The 15,458-nt window shown below is 74.0% G+C and carries 16 protein-coding genes; 5 read left to right on the forward strand and 11 right to left on the reverse strand.

Annotated features, from left to right (window positions below):
• Positions 1–153 precede the first annotated feature (153 nt).
• On the forward strand, positions 154–879 hold the full coding sequence (locus ACIQBJ_RS06495; RefSeq protein WP_400704518.1) for a hypothetical protein: 726 nt from the start codon (positions 154–156) through the stop codon (positions 877–879).
• An 80-nt stretch (positions 880–959) separates the two neighbouring features.
• Here the strand turns inward: ACIQBJ_RS06495 and ACIQBJ_RS06500 are convergent, their stop codons facing one another.
• Entirely contained in the window at positions 960–1,955 is a 996-nt protein-coding gene (locus tag ACIQBJ_RS06500; RefSeq protein WP_400704521.1) for a chitinase, read from the reverse strand.
• Positions 1,956–2,435: 480 nt separating this feature from the next.
• Here ACIQBJ_RS06500 and ACIQBJ_RS06505 point away from each other — a divergent pair, with 480 nt between their 5' ends.
• From ACIQBJ_RS06505 to ACIQBJ_RS06520, 4 genes are all read left to right on the forward strand, one after another.
• Positions 2,436–3,620: an acyl-CoA dehydrogenase family protein gene (locus ACIQBJ_RS06505; RefSeq protein ID WP_400704524.1), complete on the forward strand. Its 1,185-nt coding sequence runs from the start codon at positions 2,436–2,438 to the stop codon at positions 3,618–3,620.
• Between the two features lie 83 nt (positions 3,621–3,703).
• Positions 3,704–4,063, forward strand: a complete 360-nt coding sequence (locus ACIQBJ_RS06510; protein ID WP_400704527.1) for a hypothetical protein — start codon at positions 3,704–3,706, stop codon at positions 4,061–4,063.
• Between the two features lie 182 nt (positions 4,064–4,245).
• Positions 4,246–4,710 carry a hypothetical protein gene (locus ACIQBJ_RS06515; RefSeq protein WP_400704530.1) on the forward strand — a complete coding sequence of 155 codons (465 nt, stop codon included), beginning with the start codon at positions 4,246–4,248 and terminating at the stop codon, positions 4,708–4,710.
• Positions 4,711–4,858: 148 nt separating this feature from the next.
• Complete coding sequence (locus ACIQBJ_RS06520; RefSeq protein ID WP_400704533.1) at positions 4,859–6,208, forward strand: multidrug effflux MFS transporter; 1,350 nt, start codon at positions 4,859–4,861, stop codon at positions 6,206–6,208.
• A gap of 104 nt (positions 6,209–6,312) precedes the next feature.
• On the opposite strand, the gene ACIQBJ_RS06525 is transcribed toward ACIQBJ_RS06520, so the two are convergent.
• The 10 genes from ACIQBJ_RS06525 to ACIQBJ_RS06570 form a co-directional block, all read right to left on the reverse strand.
• Positions 6,313–8,358 (reverse strand): glycosyl hydrolase family 18 protein, encoded by a 2,046-nt coding sequence (locus ACIQBJ_RS06525; protein ID WP_400704536.1) that lies wholly within the window; start codon positions 8,356–8,358, stop codon positions 6,313–6,315.
• 328 nt (positions 8,359–8,686) lie between these two features.
• Positions 8,687–9,625 carry an ABC transporter substrate-binding protein gene (locus ACIQBJ_RS06530; protein WP_400704539.1) on the reverse strand — a complete coding sequence of 313 codons (939 nt, stop codon included), beginning with the start codon at positions 9,623–9,625 and terminating at the stop codon, positions 8,687–8,689.
• The gene (locus ACIQBJ_RS06535; protein WP_400704542.1) at positions 9,622–10,365 is read right to left on the reverse strand and encodes an ABC transporter permease; all 744 of its coding nucleotides are present in this window, start codon (positions 10,363–10,365) and stop codon (positions 9,622–9,624) included. Before ACIQBJ_RS06535 ends, ACIQBJ_RS06530 begins: the two co-directional genes overlap by 4 nt.
• The gene (locus tag ACIQBJ_RS06540) at positions 10,341–11,003 is read right to left on the reverse strand and encodes an ABC transporter permease (RefSeq protein ID WP_400704545.1); all 663 of its coding nucleotides are present in this window, start codon (positions 11,001–11,003) and stop codon (positions 10,341–10,343) included. Before ACIQBJ_RS06540 ends, ACIQBJ_RS06535 begins: the two co-directional genes overlap by 25 nt.
• Entirely contained in the window at positions 10,990–12,066 is a 1,077-nt protein-coding gene (locus tag ACIQBJ_RS06545; protein WP_400704548.1) for an ABC transporter ATP-binding protein, read from the reverse strand. The genes ACIQBJ_RS06540 and ACIQBJ_RS06545 overlap by 14 nt, the downstream gene beginning before the upstream one ends.
• A gap of 109 nt (positions 12,067–12,175) precedes the next feature.
• Entirely contained in the window at positions 12,176–12,574 is a 399-nt protein-coding gene (locus ACIQBJ_RS06550; protein ID WP_400704551.1) for a rhodanese-like domain-containing protein, read from the reverse strand.
• Positions 12,568–13,119 carry a cysteine dioxygenase gene (locus tag ACIQBJ_RS06555; RefSeq protein ID WP_400704554.1) on the reverse strand — a complete coding sequence of 184 codons (552 nt, stop codon included), beginning with the start codon at positions 13,117–13,119 and terminating at the stop codon, positions 12,568–12,570. Before ACIQBJ_RS06555 ends, ACIQBJ_RS06550 begins: the two co-directional genes overlap by 7 nt.
• Before the next feature lie 496 nt (positions 13,120–13,615).
• Positions 13,616–13,828, reverse strand: coding sequence for a hypothetical protein (locus tag ACIQBJ_RS06560; RefSeq protein ID WP_400704557.1), 213 nt, complete (start codon positions 13,826–13,828; stop codon positions 13,616–13,618).
• Complete coding sequence (locus tag ACIQBJ_RS06565; protein ID WP_400704560.1) at positions 13,825–14,205, reverse strand: hypothetical protein; 381 nt, start codon at positions 14,203–14,205, stop codon at positions 13,825–13,827. Before ACIQBJ_RS06565 ends, ACIQBJ_RS06560 begins: the two co-directional genes overlap by 4 nt.
• A gap of 100 nt (positions 14,206–14,305) precedes the next feature.
• Positions 14,306–15,358: a YncE family protein gene (locus ACIQBJ_RS06570; RefSeq protein WP_400704563.1), complete on the reverse strand. Its 1,053-nt coding sequence runs from the start codon at positions 15,356–15,358 to the stop codon at positions 14,306–14,308.
• Positions 15,359–15,458 lie beyond the last annotated feature (100 nt).

The raw sequence follows: 15,458 nt of genomic DNA on the forward strand, positions 1-15,458 counted from the left end.
CGAACCTCCTCTCCTGTACGCACGGGAACCGTCCGCCGGTCGCACCGGCGGCCTGTGATCCGGATCACGCGCCGGAGGTGCGACCGGCCGGACGCCGAGGGGCGTACAGGGGTGCCGGCGTCAACCGGACGCCCGCAGGAAAGGACACGCTCCATGCGCATCCGCCCGATCGTGCTCGCCACCGCCACCGTCGCGGCCCTCGCCACCGCCGGGGGAATGGCCGTTGCCGCCCCCGGCACCCCCGCACCCGCCCCCGCGGTCCATGCCGAGTCCGCCGCCGCCCCCGCGGCCGCCGCCCCGGCAGCCCCCGTCCCGGCCCCGTCCGCCGCCATCGACACCGCGACCACGCCGATCGACGCGGGGACCACCGCCCGGATCCTGGCCTCCTGCCTGGGCGCCGAGGCGTCGAAGTACCACCCGGTGATCGCGGTCCGCACCCCCGTCGCCTCCGCGGACACCGACGGGGTGGTCGTCGCCGTCGACTCCGCGCACCGGTACGTGCAGTGCGAGACGAAGGGCCGCACCGGCACCAGCGCGTCCGTCCCCGCGACGTTCATCAACGACCGGCTGTGGAGCCCCGGCCACCTCGTCGAGTTCTTCGACAGCTTCGGCGCGCCCGCCGGCCCGGGCCGCTACCTCACGCTGGGCGCCGGGCACTACACGTCCGACGTCGCCAAGGTGACCGTCAGCTACGGCGACGACCCGACGCAGTACCCGACCGTCATGGCGGGCGGCGCGTACGTCTGGACGGCCGCCCTGCCCGCCGCCCACGACGAGCGCTCCGGCCCCCCGGCGCCCTACGTGCACGCCTACGACGCGCACGGCAAGGAGATCTACAACCAGAAGACGCAGCCCCTCGTCAAGGGCGCCGTGCGCTAGGCGTCCTCCGCCTCCCCCGCCGACCGCCGACCTGCTCGTCGGCGGGGGAGCCCCCCGCTTCCGGTTCCCGTGACGGTCGGTCAGCCGTGGTACGAGGCGACGATCTTGGTGAAGGCGTACGCGGACTGGCTGATGCCGCTGCAGGTGTCGCCCGCCGAGGTGCCGGAGGGGCAGGGGCGGTCGCGGTTGACGGCCCAGAAGGTGAAGCGGGCCAGGTGGTGGGACTTGGCGTAGTTGAGCATGGTGGTGAAGTCGGCGGTGGTGACGGTCTCGTCGGACTCGTCGGTCTTCCCGTTCATCGAGGAGATGCCGATGTGCTTGTAGGCGGTGGCGGAGTCGTAGCCGTAGGCGCTCGCCACCGCGTTCTTCAGCCCGTCGGCGGCCTTGGTGGTGACGCTGCCCATGCTGCCGCTGTGGCCGCCGAAGTCGAAGGGCATGATGGTCCAGCCGTCGACCGCCAGGCCCGCCGCCGCGCCCTTCTTGATCAGGTCGGTGCCGTCGGAGTCCGGGCCGGTGGTGGTGGTGCCGAAGGTGACGTACACCTTCAGGCCCGGGTTGTTCGCCTTGACCGTCTTGAGCGCGCCGACCACCCGCTGGCGGACCGTCGCGTTGGAGACCTCGGTGTCCTCGATGTCGATGTCGATCGCCTTGAGCTTGTAGGCGTCGATCACCTTCTGGTACGCCCCGGCCAGGGCGGAGGCCGAGGTGCACTTCTCGCCGAGCTTGTTGCCGCTCCAGCCGCCGAAGGAGACCAGCACGTCGCCGCCGGCCGCCCTGATCGCGTTGATGGTGCTCTGGTCGCTGCCGCCGGTCAGCGCCCGGGAGCCGTCCCACTTCGGGTTGCAGCCGCCGTCGGAGAGCATGAAGGCCAGCGTGAACTGGGTGGTGCCGGTGGCCTGCATCACCTGCACCGGGTTCTGCGGGCTGCCCCAACCGAGGTACTCGTACGGGGAGTTGAGGCCGACCGGGTCGGGCGAGGCGGCCTGCCCGGCCGGGGCCAGGGCGAGGGCGCCGGCCGACAGGGCGGCGGTGGCGGCGAGAGCGACGAGCGGGCGGGCGAGGGCGTGCTTGGCCATGGGTCACCGTTCCGGGGGGTCAGGTCGCGCGGCCGGGAAGGGGGTGGGCTGCGCAACTGATAGGAAAGCTTCCTAACATGACAGGGAATCAGTCCGCCCTGTCCGCGTCAATACTCCGCGCCGAGAAGGAGGGGTGAGGGGGAGGGAAGGAGAGAGGAAGCGGGATGGCGGAGGGGCGCGGAGCAGGAGGGGAGGAGCGGAGCGGGGGAGGGGGATCGGGAGGGGAGAACGAGAAGGGGGCGGGAGTGGGATGGAGGAGGGGCGGAGTGGGGATCGGGAGGGGAGAACGAGAAGGGGGGCGGAGCAGGAGGCGGAGCGGGATGACGGAGGAGCGGGGAGCAAGGGGAGGCGGAGCGGAAAGCAGGGCGAGGGGGAGCGGGAGGGCGGAGGGGCGGGGAGGGAAGGGTGGCGGGGAGGGCGGGATACTCGTCGGGACCCGCACCATCCGAGGCCCGCCCCGAACCCTCCGAGGAGCCCGCCATGGCCACCGTGCCCACCGATCGACCGGACCCGCTCGACCTGCTCGGCGTGGACGAACTGCTCACCGAGGACGAGCGGCTGATCCGCGACACCGTCCGTGCCTTCGCGGACCGGCAGATCCGGCCCCGGCTCGCCGACTGGTACGAGCGGGGTACCTTCCCGGTCCGCGAACTCGCCCCGGAGCTCGGCAAGCTGGGCGTCCTCGGCATGCACCTGGAGGGCTACGGCTGTACCGGCTCGACCGCCACCGAGTACGGCGTCGCCTGCATGGAGCTTGAGGCCGCCGACTCCGGTCTGCGGAGTTTCGTCTCGGTGCAGGGCTCGCTCGCGATGCGTTCGATCCACGCGTACGGCTCCGAGGAGCAGAAGCTGCGCTGGCTGCCGGAGTTGGCCGCGGGCCGGGCGGTGGGCTGTTTCGGCCTCACCGAGCCCGAGGCCGGTTCCGACCCCGCCTCGATGCGGACCCGGGCCCGCCGCGACGGCGCGGACTGGGTCCTCGACGGCGCCAAGATGTGGATCACCAACGGCTCGGTCTCCGACGTCGCCGTGGTCTGGGCCGGCACCGAGGAGGGTGTCCGGGGCTTCCTGGTCCCGGCGGGCACGCCCGGGTTCACCGCCCGCGACATCCCCGGCAAGCTGTCCCTGCGGGCCTCCGTCACCAGTGAACTCGCCTTCGACGGCGTCCGGTTGCCCGCCGACGCGATCCTGCCGGGGGCCCGCGGCCTGCGCGCCCCGCTCGGCTCGCTGGGCGAGGCCCGCTACGGCATCCTGTGGGGCACCGTCGGCGCCGCCCGCGACTGCTACCGGGCCGCCGTCGAGTACGCCCGCGACCGCAGCCAGTTCGGCCGCCCGCTCGGCGGGTTCCAGCTCACCCAGCAGAAACTCGTCGACATGGCACTGGAGTTGGAGAAGGCGTACCTGGTCGCGGTGCGGATCGGCCGGCTCAAGGACGAGGGCCGCGCGCAGCCCGCGCACATCTCCTTCGGCAAGCTCAACAACGTCCGCACCGCGCTGGAGATCGCCCGCACCGCCCGCACGATCCTCGGCGCCAACGGCATCACCACCGCCTACCCGGTGCTGCGGCACGCCAACAACCTGGAGTCGGTGCTCACCTACGAGGGCACCTCGGAGATCCACACCCTGGTGCTCGGCGAGGCGATCACCGGCGAGTCCGCCTACCGCTGAGTCGACCGGCGGCCGGGGCCGCAGGGGTGGGGTCGGGGAAAACGGGTGGTCGGGGGTGGTGGCGGGCCCGTAGCCTGCCGGGCATGACGAACCGGCCGCCGCCCCCGACCACCACCCTCTGGCGCCCCACCGGGCCCGAGGAGCTGGCGCTGGTCGAGGCGTCCGGGTGGCGGGCCTGGCCGCCCCGGCTGCCCGAGCAGCCGATCTTCTACCCGGTGCTGAACGAGGACTACGCGATCCGGATCGCCCGGGACTGGAACGTCCCGGCCTCCGGCGTCGGCTACGTCACCCGCTTCGAGGTGGAGACCGCGTTCCTGGAGCGCTACCCGGTGCGGCGGGCCGGCGGCGAGACGATCCTCGAACTCTGGGTTCCCGCCGAGGAGTTGGAGGAGTTCAACCGGCACATCGTGGGCCCGGTCGAGGTGGTCCGCGCGTACCGCTGAGCGTCGTCGCCGCGCCGCCGGGTCAGCCGCTCGAAGGCCCCGGCCTCCACCGGAAGGAGGGGGTCGGGGCCGTTCCGTCCGACCACGGGACTACCCGTCCCGGTACCTGGTGCGCATGGTCACCGGGCCGCCGCCCGCCCAGGATGGAACGTGACAGGCAGTGGCGGAAGGGGTGGCGGGCGATGGGCGGCAGGCGGACGGCGGCGGTGGCACTCGGCGGAGCGGCCGCGGTCATGATCGGCCTGATGGTGGCACCCGCCGCCGTCGAGCAGTTCCAGGACCGGATGGACCAGACCCGGCGCTGGCCCAGCGGCGCCGCCGCCAAGGCCGAGCGCACCGAGGTCCCGCGCTGGCTCCCCGACACCGCCACCGGCATCGCCTTCCTCAGCGGCGGGCACGACGGCGACCGGCTGATCCGCGCGACCCTGCCCGACCGGGCCCTGCCGGCCGGCTGCACGGAGGGCCGCGCCGACGGCGAACTGCACCTGCGCGCCCACTGGTTCCCGCGCGACACCCCGCAGCGGGCCACCGCGCACTGCGGCCGGTACAGCGTCGCCCTGGTCGGCGACCGGCTCTACGGCTGGCAGGACGGCGCGGCCCCGGCGAGCGCCGCCCCGGCCCCGTCGGGCACCGCCCCCACCCGCTGAGGCCCGGCGGGCGCGCGGGGCGGCAGGCGGGGCGGCCGTCGGGCGGGGCGGCGGCCGGGCGGGGCCGCGGGTCGTCCGGGCCCCGGCTTTCCGCGGGCGGCCCCGATGCGGTAGGACGGTGCGCATACCCGCCACCCCGAGGAGCACCATGCCAGGCCCGACCGTCGACTCCGACGGCGACCAGACCGCAGCCGGGGCGATACCCGCCGCCGACCCCACCCTCGCCCCTGTGCCCGACCCCGTCGCCGCGGCCGACCGCCGCACCGACCGGGCCGCCACGGCGAAGACCTCGTCCGGCGCCGTCCCGGCCGCCGCCGTCCCGTTCGCGGCCGTCACCGTCGTGGTGCTCGCCGGCCTCGCCGGGATGGGCCCGCTCACCACCGACCTGTACCTGCCGGCCATTCCCGCGCTCACCGCCGACCTGCACTCCGACGGGCCCACCGCCCAGCTCACCCTCACCGCCTCGCTGCTCGGCATGGCCTTCGGCCAGCTGTTCTTCGGCCCGCTCAGCGACCGCACCGGCCGCCGCCGCCCGCTGCTGATCGGCATGGTCCTCTACATCGCCGCCAGCGTGCTGTGCGCGCTCGCCGACTCCATGCCGCTGCTGATCGTCGGCCGCGCCCTCCAGGGCCTCGCGGGCTCGGCCGGCCTGGTGGTCGCCAGGGCGATCGTCCGGGACCGCCTCGAAGGCGTCCCGATGATCCGCTTCCTGGCCACCATGGGCCTGGTCTCCGGCCTGGCGCCGATCCTGGCCCCGGTGGTCGGCGCCCAGCTGCTGCACTTCACCGACTGGCGCGGCACCTTCTTCGTGCTGGCGGGGCTCGGCGTGCTGCTCACCGCGGGCTCGGTGTTCGGCATCGGCGAGACCCTGCCGCCCGAGCGGCGGCACGCCGACGGCGTCGGCACCACCGTCCGGGCGATCGGCGGGCTGCTGCGCGACCGGCTCTTCCTCGGCTACCTGTTGACCGGCACCTTCGCGTTCGGCGCGCTGTTCGCGTACGTCGGCGGCTCCTCGGTGGTGCTGCAGGACGTGTACCGGATCTCCCCGCAGATGTACAGCCTGGTGTTCGCCGTCAACTCGCTGGTGCTGCTGGGCGTCACCCAGCTCAACGGGCGGGTGCTGGTGCAGCGCTTCCCCGCCCCGGTGCTGCTGGTCTCCGCGCTGGCGGTGGCCGCCGCCGCGGGCGCCGCGGTGGTGCTGTGCACCACGGTGTGGGACACCGGCCTGGCCGGGGTGTGGCCCGCGCTGGCGGTGCTGATGGGCTCGATGGGCGTGGTGCTGCCGAACTCCAACGGCCAGGCGCTGACCATGGCCCCGCACGCGGCGGGCTCGGCGTCCGCGCTGCTCGGCACCGGCACCTTCCTGTGCGGCGCGATCGTCGCCCCGCTCAGCAGCCTGGGCGCGCGCCCGTCCGCGACGGTGCTCGGCGCGGTGGTGCTGGCCTGCGCGCTGCTGGCGCTGCTCTCCTTCCTCGGACTGTGCCGGACCGCGGACTGACCGCCCCGGCGGGGGACCGACCGTCCCGGTGAGGGGCGGAACGGGCCGGGCCCGGACGGTGGCGGGCAGCCACCGTCCGGGCCCGGCCGTGTGCTGACGGAGCGTCAGGCGATCGAGAAGTCGTCGCCGTAGACGTTGCCCTGGCCGTACCAGCCGTGCAGGTAGACCGTGACGGTGCCGTTGGCGCCGGTGGTGAACGGGACGGTCAGCTTGGTCCAGGCGGAGCCGTTGGCCCAGGTGGAGGCGGTCGCGCCGCCGCTGACGCCGAGGTAGGAGTACGGGCCCTGGACCCAGGCGGTCAGGGTGTACGCGTGGTTCGGGGCCAGCGTGACGGTCTGCTGGCACTGGCCGGTGCTGCCCGCGGTGGGCGCGACCTGCAGGGCCTTGGAGCCGCCGTGCACCGGGCTGGAGACGACCGCGCCGCCGGACTGGCAGGTCCACGGGGCGAGGTTGCCGCTCTCCAGGTCGCCGTTGCCGAGGCCGGTCGGCGGGGTGGTGCCGGTGACGGTCAGCGTGTAGGTCGCGGAGTGGGTCCTGCCCGCGCCGGTGCCGGTGACGGTCAGGGTGTAGGTGCCGGGGGCCGCCGAGGCGGTGGTGGCGACGTTCAGGGTGGCGGAGCCGCCCGCGGTGACGGTGGACGCCGACAGCGAGGCGGTGACGCCCGCCGGGGCGCCGGTGACGGTCAGGCCGACGGTCGCGGCGGTGCCGGAGGTGACCGCGGTGTTCACGGTGCTGCTGCCGGAGGCGCCGGCCTGCACGGTGCCCGCGGCGGGGGAGAGCGCCACCGAGAAGTCGGAGGCGGTGCTGCCGCCGGTGACGGTCAGGGTGTACGTCGCCGAGTGGGTGCCGCCCGCGCCGGTGCCGGTCACCGTCAGCGGGTAGCTGCCGTTGGCGGCGGCCGAGGTGGTGGAGACGTTCAGGGTGGCGGAGCCGCCCGCGGTGACGGTGGACGCCGACAGCGAGGCGGTGACGCCCGCCGGGGCGCCGGACACCGAGAGGTTGACGGTCTGCGCGGAGCCCGAGGTGACGGCGGTGTTGACGGTCGCCGAGGTGGCGGCGCCCGCCGCGACCGAGCCGGAGCCCGGGTTCAGCGACACCGAGAAGTCGTTGGTCGGCACCGAGGAGCTGGTGAACTGCGAGAAGATGTGGCTGAAGTCCCACTTGTTCTGCTGGATGCCCGAGCAGCTGTCGGAGCCCGCGGTGCCCACGCAGCCGCCGTTGTCGCGCTGCAGCGCCCAGAAGGACAGCGTGTTGATGCCCTTGGAGACGGCCCAGTTGTAGACCGTGGTGGCGTTGGCGACGGTGAAGGTCTCGGCGGCGCCGAAGTCGTCGATGCCGATCATCTCGGTGATCCCGATCATGCCCCACAGCTGCGCGGAGGTCTTGGTCGGGTAGAGCTTGGCCAGCTGGTTGTACAGGCCCTGCGCGGAGGTCTGGGTGTCCGCGGCCATGTCGTGCGGCTGGTTGTCGTAGTAGTCGAAGGTCATCATGTTGACGACGTCGATCCGCGCGTTGTTGCTGACCGCGTTCTTCAGCACCGCCAGGCCGGAGGAGGCCAGGCCGCTGGTGGTGGTCGGCAGGGTGTAGCTGAACTGGATGGAGCGGCCGTTGGCCGCCGCCCAGTCCTCCGTCAGCTTGATCGCCTTGTTGCGGCGGTCGATGCCGGCCGTGTTGGTCAGCGAGTTGTCCTCGATGTCCAGGTCGATCCGGGACACGTCGTAGGTGGTGATCAGGTTCTCGAACTGGCCCGCGATCTGGTTGACGTCCGTGCAGGAGTCGGCGATCTCGGTGCCGGTGTTGTCGGCGGTGTAGCCGCCGAAGGACGGGATCACGTCGCCGCCGTTGGCGCGGATGGTGGCGATGTCGGCGCCGAACACCGCGTTGGACACCGGCATCGAGGTGTCGCCGTTCCACAGCGCGGTGCAGGAGCCCTTGGTGGCGGCCTGCAGGAAGGCCATGGTGAGGTGCTTGGCGCCGGACTGGGAGGCCAGCGCGGCCGGGCTGTCGCCCGTCCAGGCCTCGAAGTACGGGGCGAAGACGTGCTGCGGCAGCGGGGTGGCGGCCTGCGCGGGGGTGGAGATCAACCCCAGCGAGGCGGCGGCCATCGCACCGGTGGCGATCAGCGCTTGGAGTGGTCGGTACAGACGCATCGAGGCTCCAACAGGCATGGAAGGATGGCCCCTTGCCGGTCTGTCGGCAGGGGCGGAGGTCGGCCTGGTACAGGGAGGTGCCGGGGTGGTGCGGGGCATGGAGAACGCCCCGGCCGGTGGTCACACCCCCACGATGCGTTCCGGTCGGGAAGACGAACGCTCCCATATTTGGTCTGGACCACTGGTCTGTCAAGACTCCTAACAGTTCCCCGGGCGGGTACCCCGCCGTCCTTTACGAACCCTTGGGAAAGCGTCTGCCGAACGGTTCCTGACATGCCGTCGGCCCCGCACCGGACGTTCCGGTGCGGGGCCGACGGGGCGGTGCGGATCAGCCGATGTTGGCGCTCTTCAGCCAGCTCTTGGCGACCGCCGACGGGTCCTCCTTGTCCACCGAGACCCGCTTCATCAGCCCGGCCAGGGTGGCGGTGTCCAGCTTCGCGGAGACCGCGTTCAGCGCCGCCGTCCCGGCGTCGTCCAGACCGGCCTTGTTCACCAGCGGAGTGATGTTCTGCACGCTGAAGACGCTCTTCGGGTCGGCCAGCGGGACCAGCTTCAGCTGGACGATCTTCGGGTCGGTGGTGAACACGTTGCCGACCTGGATCGTGCCGTCCTTCAGCGCGTTCGCGGTGGTGTCGCCGGTCGGCTTCCACTCCTTGAAGGTCAGCCCGTAGACGTCCTTGAACTGCTGCTCGCGGCGGGACTTGAACTCCGGCGGGCCGCCGATCACCAGGTCCTGCGCCTTGCCCGCGAGGTCGGCGATCGACTTCACGCCCAGCTTGTCGGCGGTCTCCTGGGTCACCGTCAGCGAGTCGTTGTCCTCGGCGGCCGCCGAGTCCAGCACCGCCAGCCCGGCCGGCAGCTTCTCCTTCAGCGCGGCGTTCACCGCGGTCTTGTCGGCGGCCGTGGTCTTCGGGTCCAGGTAGCCCAGCAGCGCGCCGTTGTACTCGGGCAGCACCGTCAGCGCGCCCGACTGCAGCTGCCCGTACAGCACCTCGCGGCTGCCGATGTTGAACTTCTCCTCGACCTTCACGCCCTTGCCCTGCAGGGCCTGCGAGTAGATCGAGGCGAGCAGCACGTTCTCCGGGAAGTTCGCCGAGCCGACCACCACGGTCTTCCCGGACGCCCCGGCGCCGCCGGCCGTCCCGGACGCGGCGGGGGCGGTGGTCTTGGCGGCCAGCGGGTCGCTGCCGCCGGAGGAGGAGCAGGCCGCCGCGCCGAGCAGCAGCACGGTGACGGCAACGGCGGTTCGGACCGGACGGGTCGTCATATCGATTCCTTAAGGTGCGCGGGGGAGCCCGCGGGTTCGTCAACAGGTACGGCGGGAACGGCCCGCGCGCCGCGCGGCGACGCGAACCGGATCAGTACGGCGAAGAGCAGTTGGACGGCGACGGCCAGCAGCACCACCAGCAGCGCGCCGCCGACCGTGGTCGGGAAGTTCCGGGTCGCCAGGCCGTCGATCACGTACCGGCCCAGGCCGCCCAGGCCCACGTACGCGGCCACCGTGGCGGTGGCGATGACCTGCACCGCCGCCGTCCGGGCACCCGCCAGCAGGGTCGGCGCGGCGGCCGGCACGCAGACCCGGAACAGCGTCTGCGGGTGCGTCAGGCCGATGCCGCGGGCCGCGTCCCGGACCTCCGGGTCGGTGCCCCGGACGCCCTCGGCGGCCGCCACCAGCAGCGGCGGCGCGGCCAGCGCCGTCAGCGGCAGCAGCACCGCGGCGTCGCCGACGCCGACCAGCAGCACCGCCAGCGTCACCAGGCCCAGGGTCGGCAGCGCCCGGGCGACGCCGGTCAGCGCCGTCACCAGGAACAGCCCGCGCCCCGCGTAGCCGATCAGCAGCCCCAGCGGCAGCGCGATCAGCGCCGCCAGACCGAGCGCCTCGGCGGAGAACACCAGGTGCTCCAGCACCCGGTTCAGCACCGAGTCCGGACCCGAGCGGTGCGCCGGGTCGGCGAAGAACGTCTGCAGCCAGCCCAGCCAGTTCACCGCGCCGCCCCCTTCGCCCACGGAGCCAGCACCAGGCGGGCCGCCACCAGCAGCAGATCGGTGACCAGCGCGAGCAGGGCCACCAGCACGATCCCGGCCAGGATCGGCGTCGGGAACGTCCGCTGGAAGCCGTCCACGAACAGGTAGCCGAGACCGCCCCGGCCGACCAGTGCCCCCACCGCCGCCAACGAGATCGAGGATACCGCCGCGACCCGCAGCCCGGCGATCAAATACGGTATCGCGGACGGTAGTTCGACCGCCGCCAGCCGCCGCCAGGGCCCGTAGCCCATCGCCGTCGCGGCCTGCCGCACCGGCTCCGGCACCGCCCGCAGCCCGTCCACCGTGGTCGGCAGCAGCACCGCCAGCGCGTAGAACGTCAGCGGCACCATCACGGTCTCCCGGGTCGCCAGGCCCGTGTACGGGATCAGCACCACGAACACCGCCAGCGAGGGCAGCGCGTACACCACGTTGAACACCGCCGACAGCGGCTGGTACAGCCGCGGGAAGCGCGCGCAGACCAGGCCCAGCGGCACCGCCAGCAGCAGGCCGATCAGCACCGGGACCAGCGCGATCACCGCGTGGTCCGAGGTCAGGTCGAACAGGTAGCCGAGGTGGTCGCCCAGCCAGTGCCAGCGGACCAGCGGCTCACCGTCCAGCATGCGGCACCTGCTCGGGCTGCCCGGTCGTGCCCGTCGGCCCGGGCCGCTCCGCGTGCGCCAGGGCGTCGACCACGGCGGCGCGGCTCGCGGTGCCGACCGCGCGGCCCTCCGCGTCCACCGCCACCGCGTGGCCGGACGGGGCGAGCACCGCCGCGTCCAGCGCGCCGCGCAGGGTGTCCCGCTCCGGGGCGAACACCGGGACGGGGTGGCGCTCGGCGCCGTGCGCCCAGTGCTCCGGGCGGCCCGCCGGGTCGAGCAGCAACGTCCACTCGCCGTACGCGGGTTCGAGCTTCGCCAGCGGGACGCCCGCGGCCGGGCGCAGGCCCAGGCCGCGCAGACCCCGGTCGCGGCCCAGGAAGGCCGCCACCCCCGAGTCCGCCGGAGCGGTCAACAGGGTGTGCGGGTCGGCGAGTTGGGCGATCTCGCCGTGCTCGCGGAGCACCACGACCCGGTCTCCCAGCCGGACCGCCTCCTCGATGTCGTGCGTCACGAACAGCACGGTCTTGCCCAACTCGGCCTGGAGGCGCAGCAGTTCCTCCTGCAGCCCGGCCCGCACCAGCGGGTCGACCGCGCTGAACGGCTCGTCCATCAGCAGTACCGGCGGGTCGGCCGCCAACGCCCTGGCCACGCCCACGCGTTGCTGCTGGCCGCCGGAGAGCTGGGCCGGGTAGCGGCGGGCCGTCTCCGGCGGCAGGCCGACCAGCTCCAGCAGTTCGGCGGCCCGGGCCCGGGCCCGCTTGCGGTCCCAGCCGAGCAGGCGGGGCACCGTCGCCACGTTGTCGATCACCCGGCGGTGCGGGAACAGGCCCGCCTGCTGGATCACGTAGCCGATGCCGCGCCGCAGCTGCGCGGCCGGCAGCCCCGCCACGTCGGCCCCGTCCAGCAGCACCCGCCCGGCGGTCGGCACCACCATCCGGTTGACCATCCGCAGGATGGTGGTCTTGCCGCAGCCGGAGGGCCCGACCAGCACGGTGGTCCGGCCGTCCGGGACCTCCAGGTCCAGGCCGCGGACGGCCACCGTGCCGTCGGGATGGCGCTTGGCGGCGCCCTCGAATCTGATCACGGAAGGGTCCTCGGAACGCTCGGAACAACGGCCGCGGCGAGAGCCGCGGCCGACGAAAATATCGAACAATGATCGGAATATGTCGCCTGTCCGGCTTCCCCCGCCCTTCTCACCGCAAACCTTGATCCACCGAACGGGTCGGCAGCCCGGCCGCCGCCCACGCCACGAAACCGCCGTCCAGGTCGGTCGCCCGGCGCAGCCCCAGCTCCTGCAGCGAGGCCGCCGCCAACGAGGACGCGTACCCCTCCGAGCACACCACGATCCACGCCACGTCGTGGTCGACCGCCTCCGGAATCCGGTGGCTCCCGGTCGGGTCCAGCCGCCACTCCAGCACGTTCCGCTCGATGACCAGCGCCCCCGGGATCTCCCCCTCGCGGGCCCGCTGCGCCGCCGGGCGGATGTCCACCAGCAGCGCCCCCGCCGCCACCGCCGCGTGCGCCTCCGCCGGGCCGGGCCGGGCCAGCCCCGCGCGCGCCTTCGCCACCAGCTGATCCACCGTCGTCACCACTGCTCCGGTCCTTCCGTCGCGGTCTGCACCAGGCCACCGGCCCGGAGTTCGTACCTGGCCATCTCGTCCAGCGGCGGCGAGTACGCGTGCAGGGTCACCGCCGGCCCCTGCGAGGTGTTGCGGACGTCGTGCAGGTACTCCGGGCCGAACGCCCGCTCGCTGCCCGACGGCAGCCGGCGCACCGTCAGCCCGTGCTCCGGCCCGGCCAGCGCCAGCTCCTCCAGCTCGCCCAGCGCCACCGTGAACGCCCCGCGCGAACCGCCGTGGTCGTGGAACCCGGTGGACTGCCCCGGCAGCCAGCTGATCAGCCACACCTCGTAGTCCTGGGCCAGCTCCAGCCGCTCGTACCAGCGGTCCTCGCCGGACAGCCGCACCCGGTGCAGCCAGCGCTCCGGGCGCTCGGCCAGGTCGCGGACGATCCGGCGCAGCGCGTTCGGCGACAGCGGCGGACGGGCGGCCCCGGGCGCGGACCCGGCGGTGCGGTCGGCGGAGCGGTCGGCGGTGCGGTCGGCGGACGGGAGGGGAGTGGCCAGGTCGGTGCTCATCGGGACCTCCGGGGTGTGCCGGGACGCCCGCCGTCCCGGCGTCGGCACGCGGGCGGCGGGGTCGGGCGGGGCGGGGGGAAGACGCGGGCGCGCCGCCGGGAACGGCGGAGCGCGGGGTGCTGCTCGGGTGGTGCCCCGGCCCCGGCTCGACTCACGGGGTGGGCGCCGCGATCACGCGGTGAAGGTCAACAGGCACACATGTCGCTCGCCTGGCGTCGCAGATCGACGTGCAGGCGGCAGACCAGGAAGGTGCCGGGGTTCATGTCGCCGATGGTTCACGACGCGGGGGCGACGCGTCAAGTTCCGCCGCGCCGATGATCGAATGGCGGACGTCGGCGTCTTGGCAGGTGGACACTCTGCTCGGGTCCCGGTGGAGGGCCCGGTGCCGGGCCGGGCGCCGGGCCGGCACCGGCGTCCGGACGGGCCGACGGCCCGTGCTCCGGGGTGGGCACGGGCCGTCGGGTTCCCCGGGCCGCGACGCGGTCGCGGCGGTCGGTCAGTTGTTGTCCTGGGTGGCGTTGTCGTCGGCCTGCGCGGCCGCGCTGTCCGCCGCGTCCACCTTCTGCTGCATCTGCTGCACCTGCGAGCTGTCCGGGCCGCTGTCCGCCGCGCCCGAACCCGAGCCCGCGTTCGGGCCGCAGGCCGTCAGCAGCGCGGCCGAGGCCAGGGCGAGGACGGCCAGCGCCGCCCGGGCCCGACGGCTGCTCACTTGCCGGCCGCCGGGGCGTTCTTGGCGCACCAGTCCGCGACCTGGGCCAGGTCGGCCTTGCGGGTCTGCAGGGTCGGCAGCAGGCTGCGCCGGAAGGTCAGCCGGTCGTTCAGGTACTTCTCGATCTCGGCGTGGCCCGCCTTGTGGGCGTTGTCGACCCGCTGCTGGAGCCGGGCCACCGACCCGTCCACGGTGGCGTCCCCGTTCAGGCGGTTCAGCGCCTTGTCGACCCGCTCCTGGGTCTTCGGCAGGCGCTTGCAGACGGCCTTCGCCCCGTCGCCCTTCGGCGCGTTCGCCGCCTGCGCGGGCCCCGCCGCGATCAGCGCCCCCGCCATCGCCAGCACCGCCGCGGCCGCAGCCGTCCGGTTGATCCGCATGGTCCTCCCCTTCCACTCCGCTCGCGGCCGGACTCCCCGGCCACCACGGACCGTACGGAGGCTTCTTGTGGAAACCCTGTGGAACGCCCCGGGCGGTCGCTCAGGCCGGGCGCGGGACGTACGCCAGGCCGTGCGCGCCGGGCTCGCCGCGCCTGGGGACGTCCAGCCGGGCCAGCAGTTCGAAGGTCTCCAGGTCGACCACGTCCACGGTGGAGGACTCCACGGCGGCCAGGTACCCGAGCCGCCCGTCCGGGGAGGAGGCCAGCGTCAGCGGGAACCGGCCGGTCTCCAACGAGGCCCGGCGCTCGCCCGTCAGCGGGTCGAACACCGTGAGGCGGCCCGGGAGTTGACGGCCCAGGCCGGAGCCGAGCGCCCCCTCCGTGCGGACCTCGCCGACCAGCAGCGCGCCGCGCGCCGTCAGGTGCACCGGCAGCACCGGCGACTCGGTCGCCAGCACCCGGACCACCGTCCCGGTCGCCGTGTCGATCACCCGGACGCCGTTGGCCGGCCGCGGCTCCGGACCCGCCGCGAACCCCAGGTACGGCCCGGCCGCGTACACCGTCGCCCCGTCCGCCGACACCGCCAGGCCCTCGCTGCCCGGCACCTCGACCCGCCCGGTCATCACCCCGCGCTCCAGGTCGACCACCGAGACGAACGGCGCCTCCTTGTTGGTCGCGTACCCCGTCCGCCCCGCCGGGTCGACGGCGAACCAGTGCGGGCCCGGCGCCCCGGTGTCGATCCGGCCGACCGCCTTCCGGCTCGCCGCGTCGACCACCACCACCCCGCCGGTCCGGTCCGGGCCGCCCTCCACACTGACGTACAGCAGCCCGCGCGCCGCGTCCAACGCCAGCCCGTGCGGGCCGTGTTCGGGCGCCAGGTCGACCACCGCGACCACCCGCCGGGTGTCCGGGTCGATCGCCGTCAGCTCGGTCGCCCGGCCGCTGTTCGCGTGGTAGTACCCCGAGCGGTACGCGGTGCTGCACCACAGCAGCCTGCGCTCCGCGTCGAAGCACAACTCGTGCGGCTCCGCAGGGACTTCGACCACCCCCAGCAGGCCGTCCGAGACGGCGTCGAAGAACGACACCGTCCCGCCGCCCTGGCTGACCACCGCCAGCACGTCGCCCGCCCGGGCTTCCCTCGCCTCGTTCGACATGATCCTGCTCCTCCGTCGGTCCGTCGGGTCGGCACCGCGGCGGGCCTCCGAACGCCCGCCGCACCACCACTCTCCGGCCCCGCGGATTGCCGAACAATGC

The sequence above is a fragment of the Kitasatospora sp. NPDC088391 genome, from assembly GCF_044753345.1.
Lineage (GTDB): Bacteria > Actinomycetota > Actinomycetes > Streptomycetales > Streptomycetaceae > Kitasatospora.

Excerpts from the sequence above, each read along its gene's own strand:
- ACIQBJ_RS06495 (WP_400704518.1), top strand. The coding sequence starts at position 154 with ATGCGCATCCGCCCGATCGTGCTCGCCACCGCCACCGTCGCGGCCCTC.
- ACIQBJ_RS06500 (WP_400704521.1), bottom strand. The coding sequence starts at position 1,955 with ATGGCCAAGCACGCCCTCGCCCGCCCGCTCGTCGCTCTCGCCGCCACC.
- ACIQBJ_RS06505 (WP_400704524.1), top strand. The coding sequence starts at position 2,436 with ATGGCCACCGTGCCCACCGATCGACCGGACCCGCTCGACCTGCTCGGC.
- ACIQBJ_RS06510 (WP_400704527.1), top strand. The coding sequence starts at position 3,704 with ATGACGAACCGGCCGCCGCCCCCGACCACCACCCTCTGGCGCCCCACC.
- ACIQBJ_RS06515 (WP_400704530.1), top strand. The coding sequence starts at position 4,246 with ATGGGCGGCAGGCGGACGGCGGCGGTGGCACTCGGCGGAGCGGCCGCG.
- ACIQBJ_RS06520 (WP_400704533.1), top strand. The coding sequence starts at position 4,859 with ATGCCAGGCCCGACCGTCGACTCCGACGGCGACCAGACCGCAGCCGGG.
- ACIQBJ_RS06525 (WP_400704536.1), bottom strand. The coding sequence starts at position 8,358 with ATGCGTCTGTACCGACCACTCCAAGCGCTGATCGCCACCGGTGCGATG.
- ACIQBJ_RS06530 (WP_400704539.1), bottom strand. The coding sequence starts at position 9,625 with ATGACGACCCGTCCGGTCCGAACCGCCGTTGCCGTCACCGTGCTGCTG.
- ACIQBJ_RS06540 (WP_400704545.1), bottom strand. The coding sequence starts at position 11,003 with ATGCTGGACGGTGAGCCGCTGGTCCGCTGGCACTGGCTGGGCGACCAC.
- ACIQBJ_RS06555 (WP_400704554.1), bottom strand. The coding sequence starts at position 13,119 with ATGAGCACCGACCTGGCCACTCCCCTCCCGTCCGCCGACCGCACCGCC.
- ACIQBJ_RS06565 (WP_400704560.1), bottom strand. The coding sequence starts at position 14,205 with ATGCGGATCAACCGGACGGCTGCGGCCGCGGCGGTGCTGGCGATGGCG.
- ACIQBJ_RS06570 (WP_400704563.1), bottom strand. The coding sequence starts at position 15,358 with ATGTCGAACGAGGCGAGGGAAGCCCGGGCGGGCGACGTGCTGGCGGTG.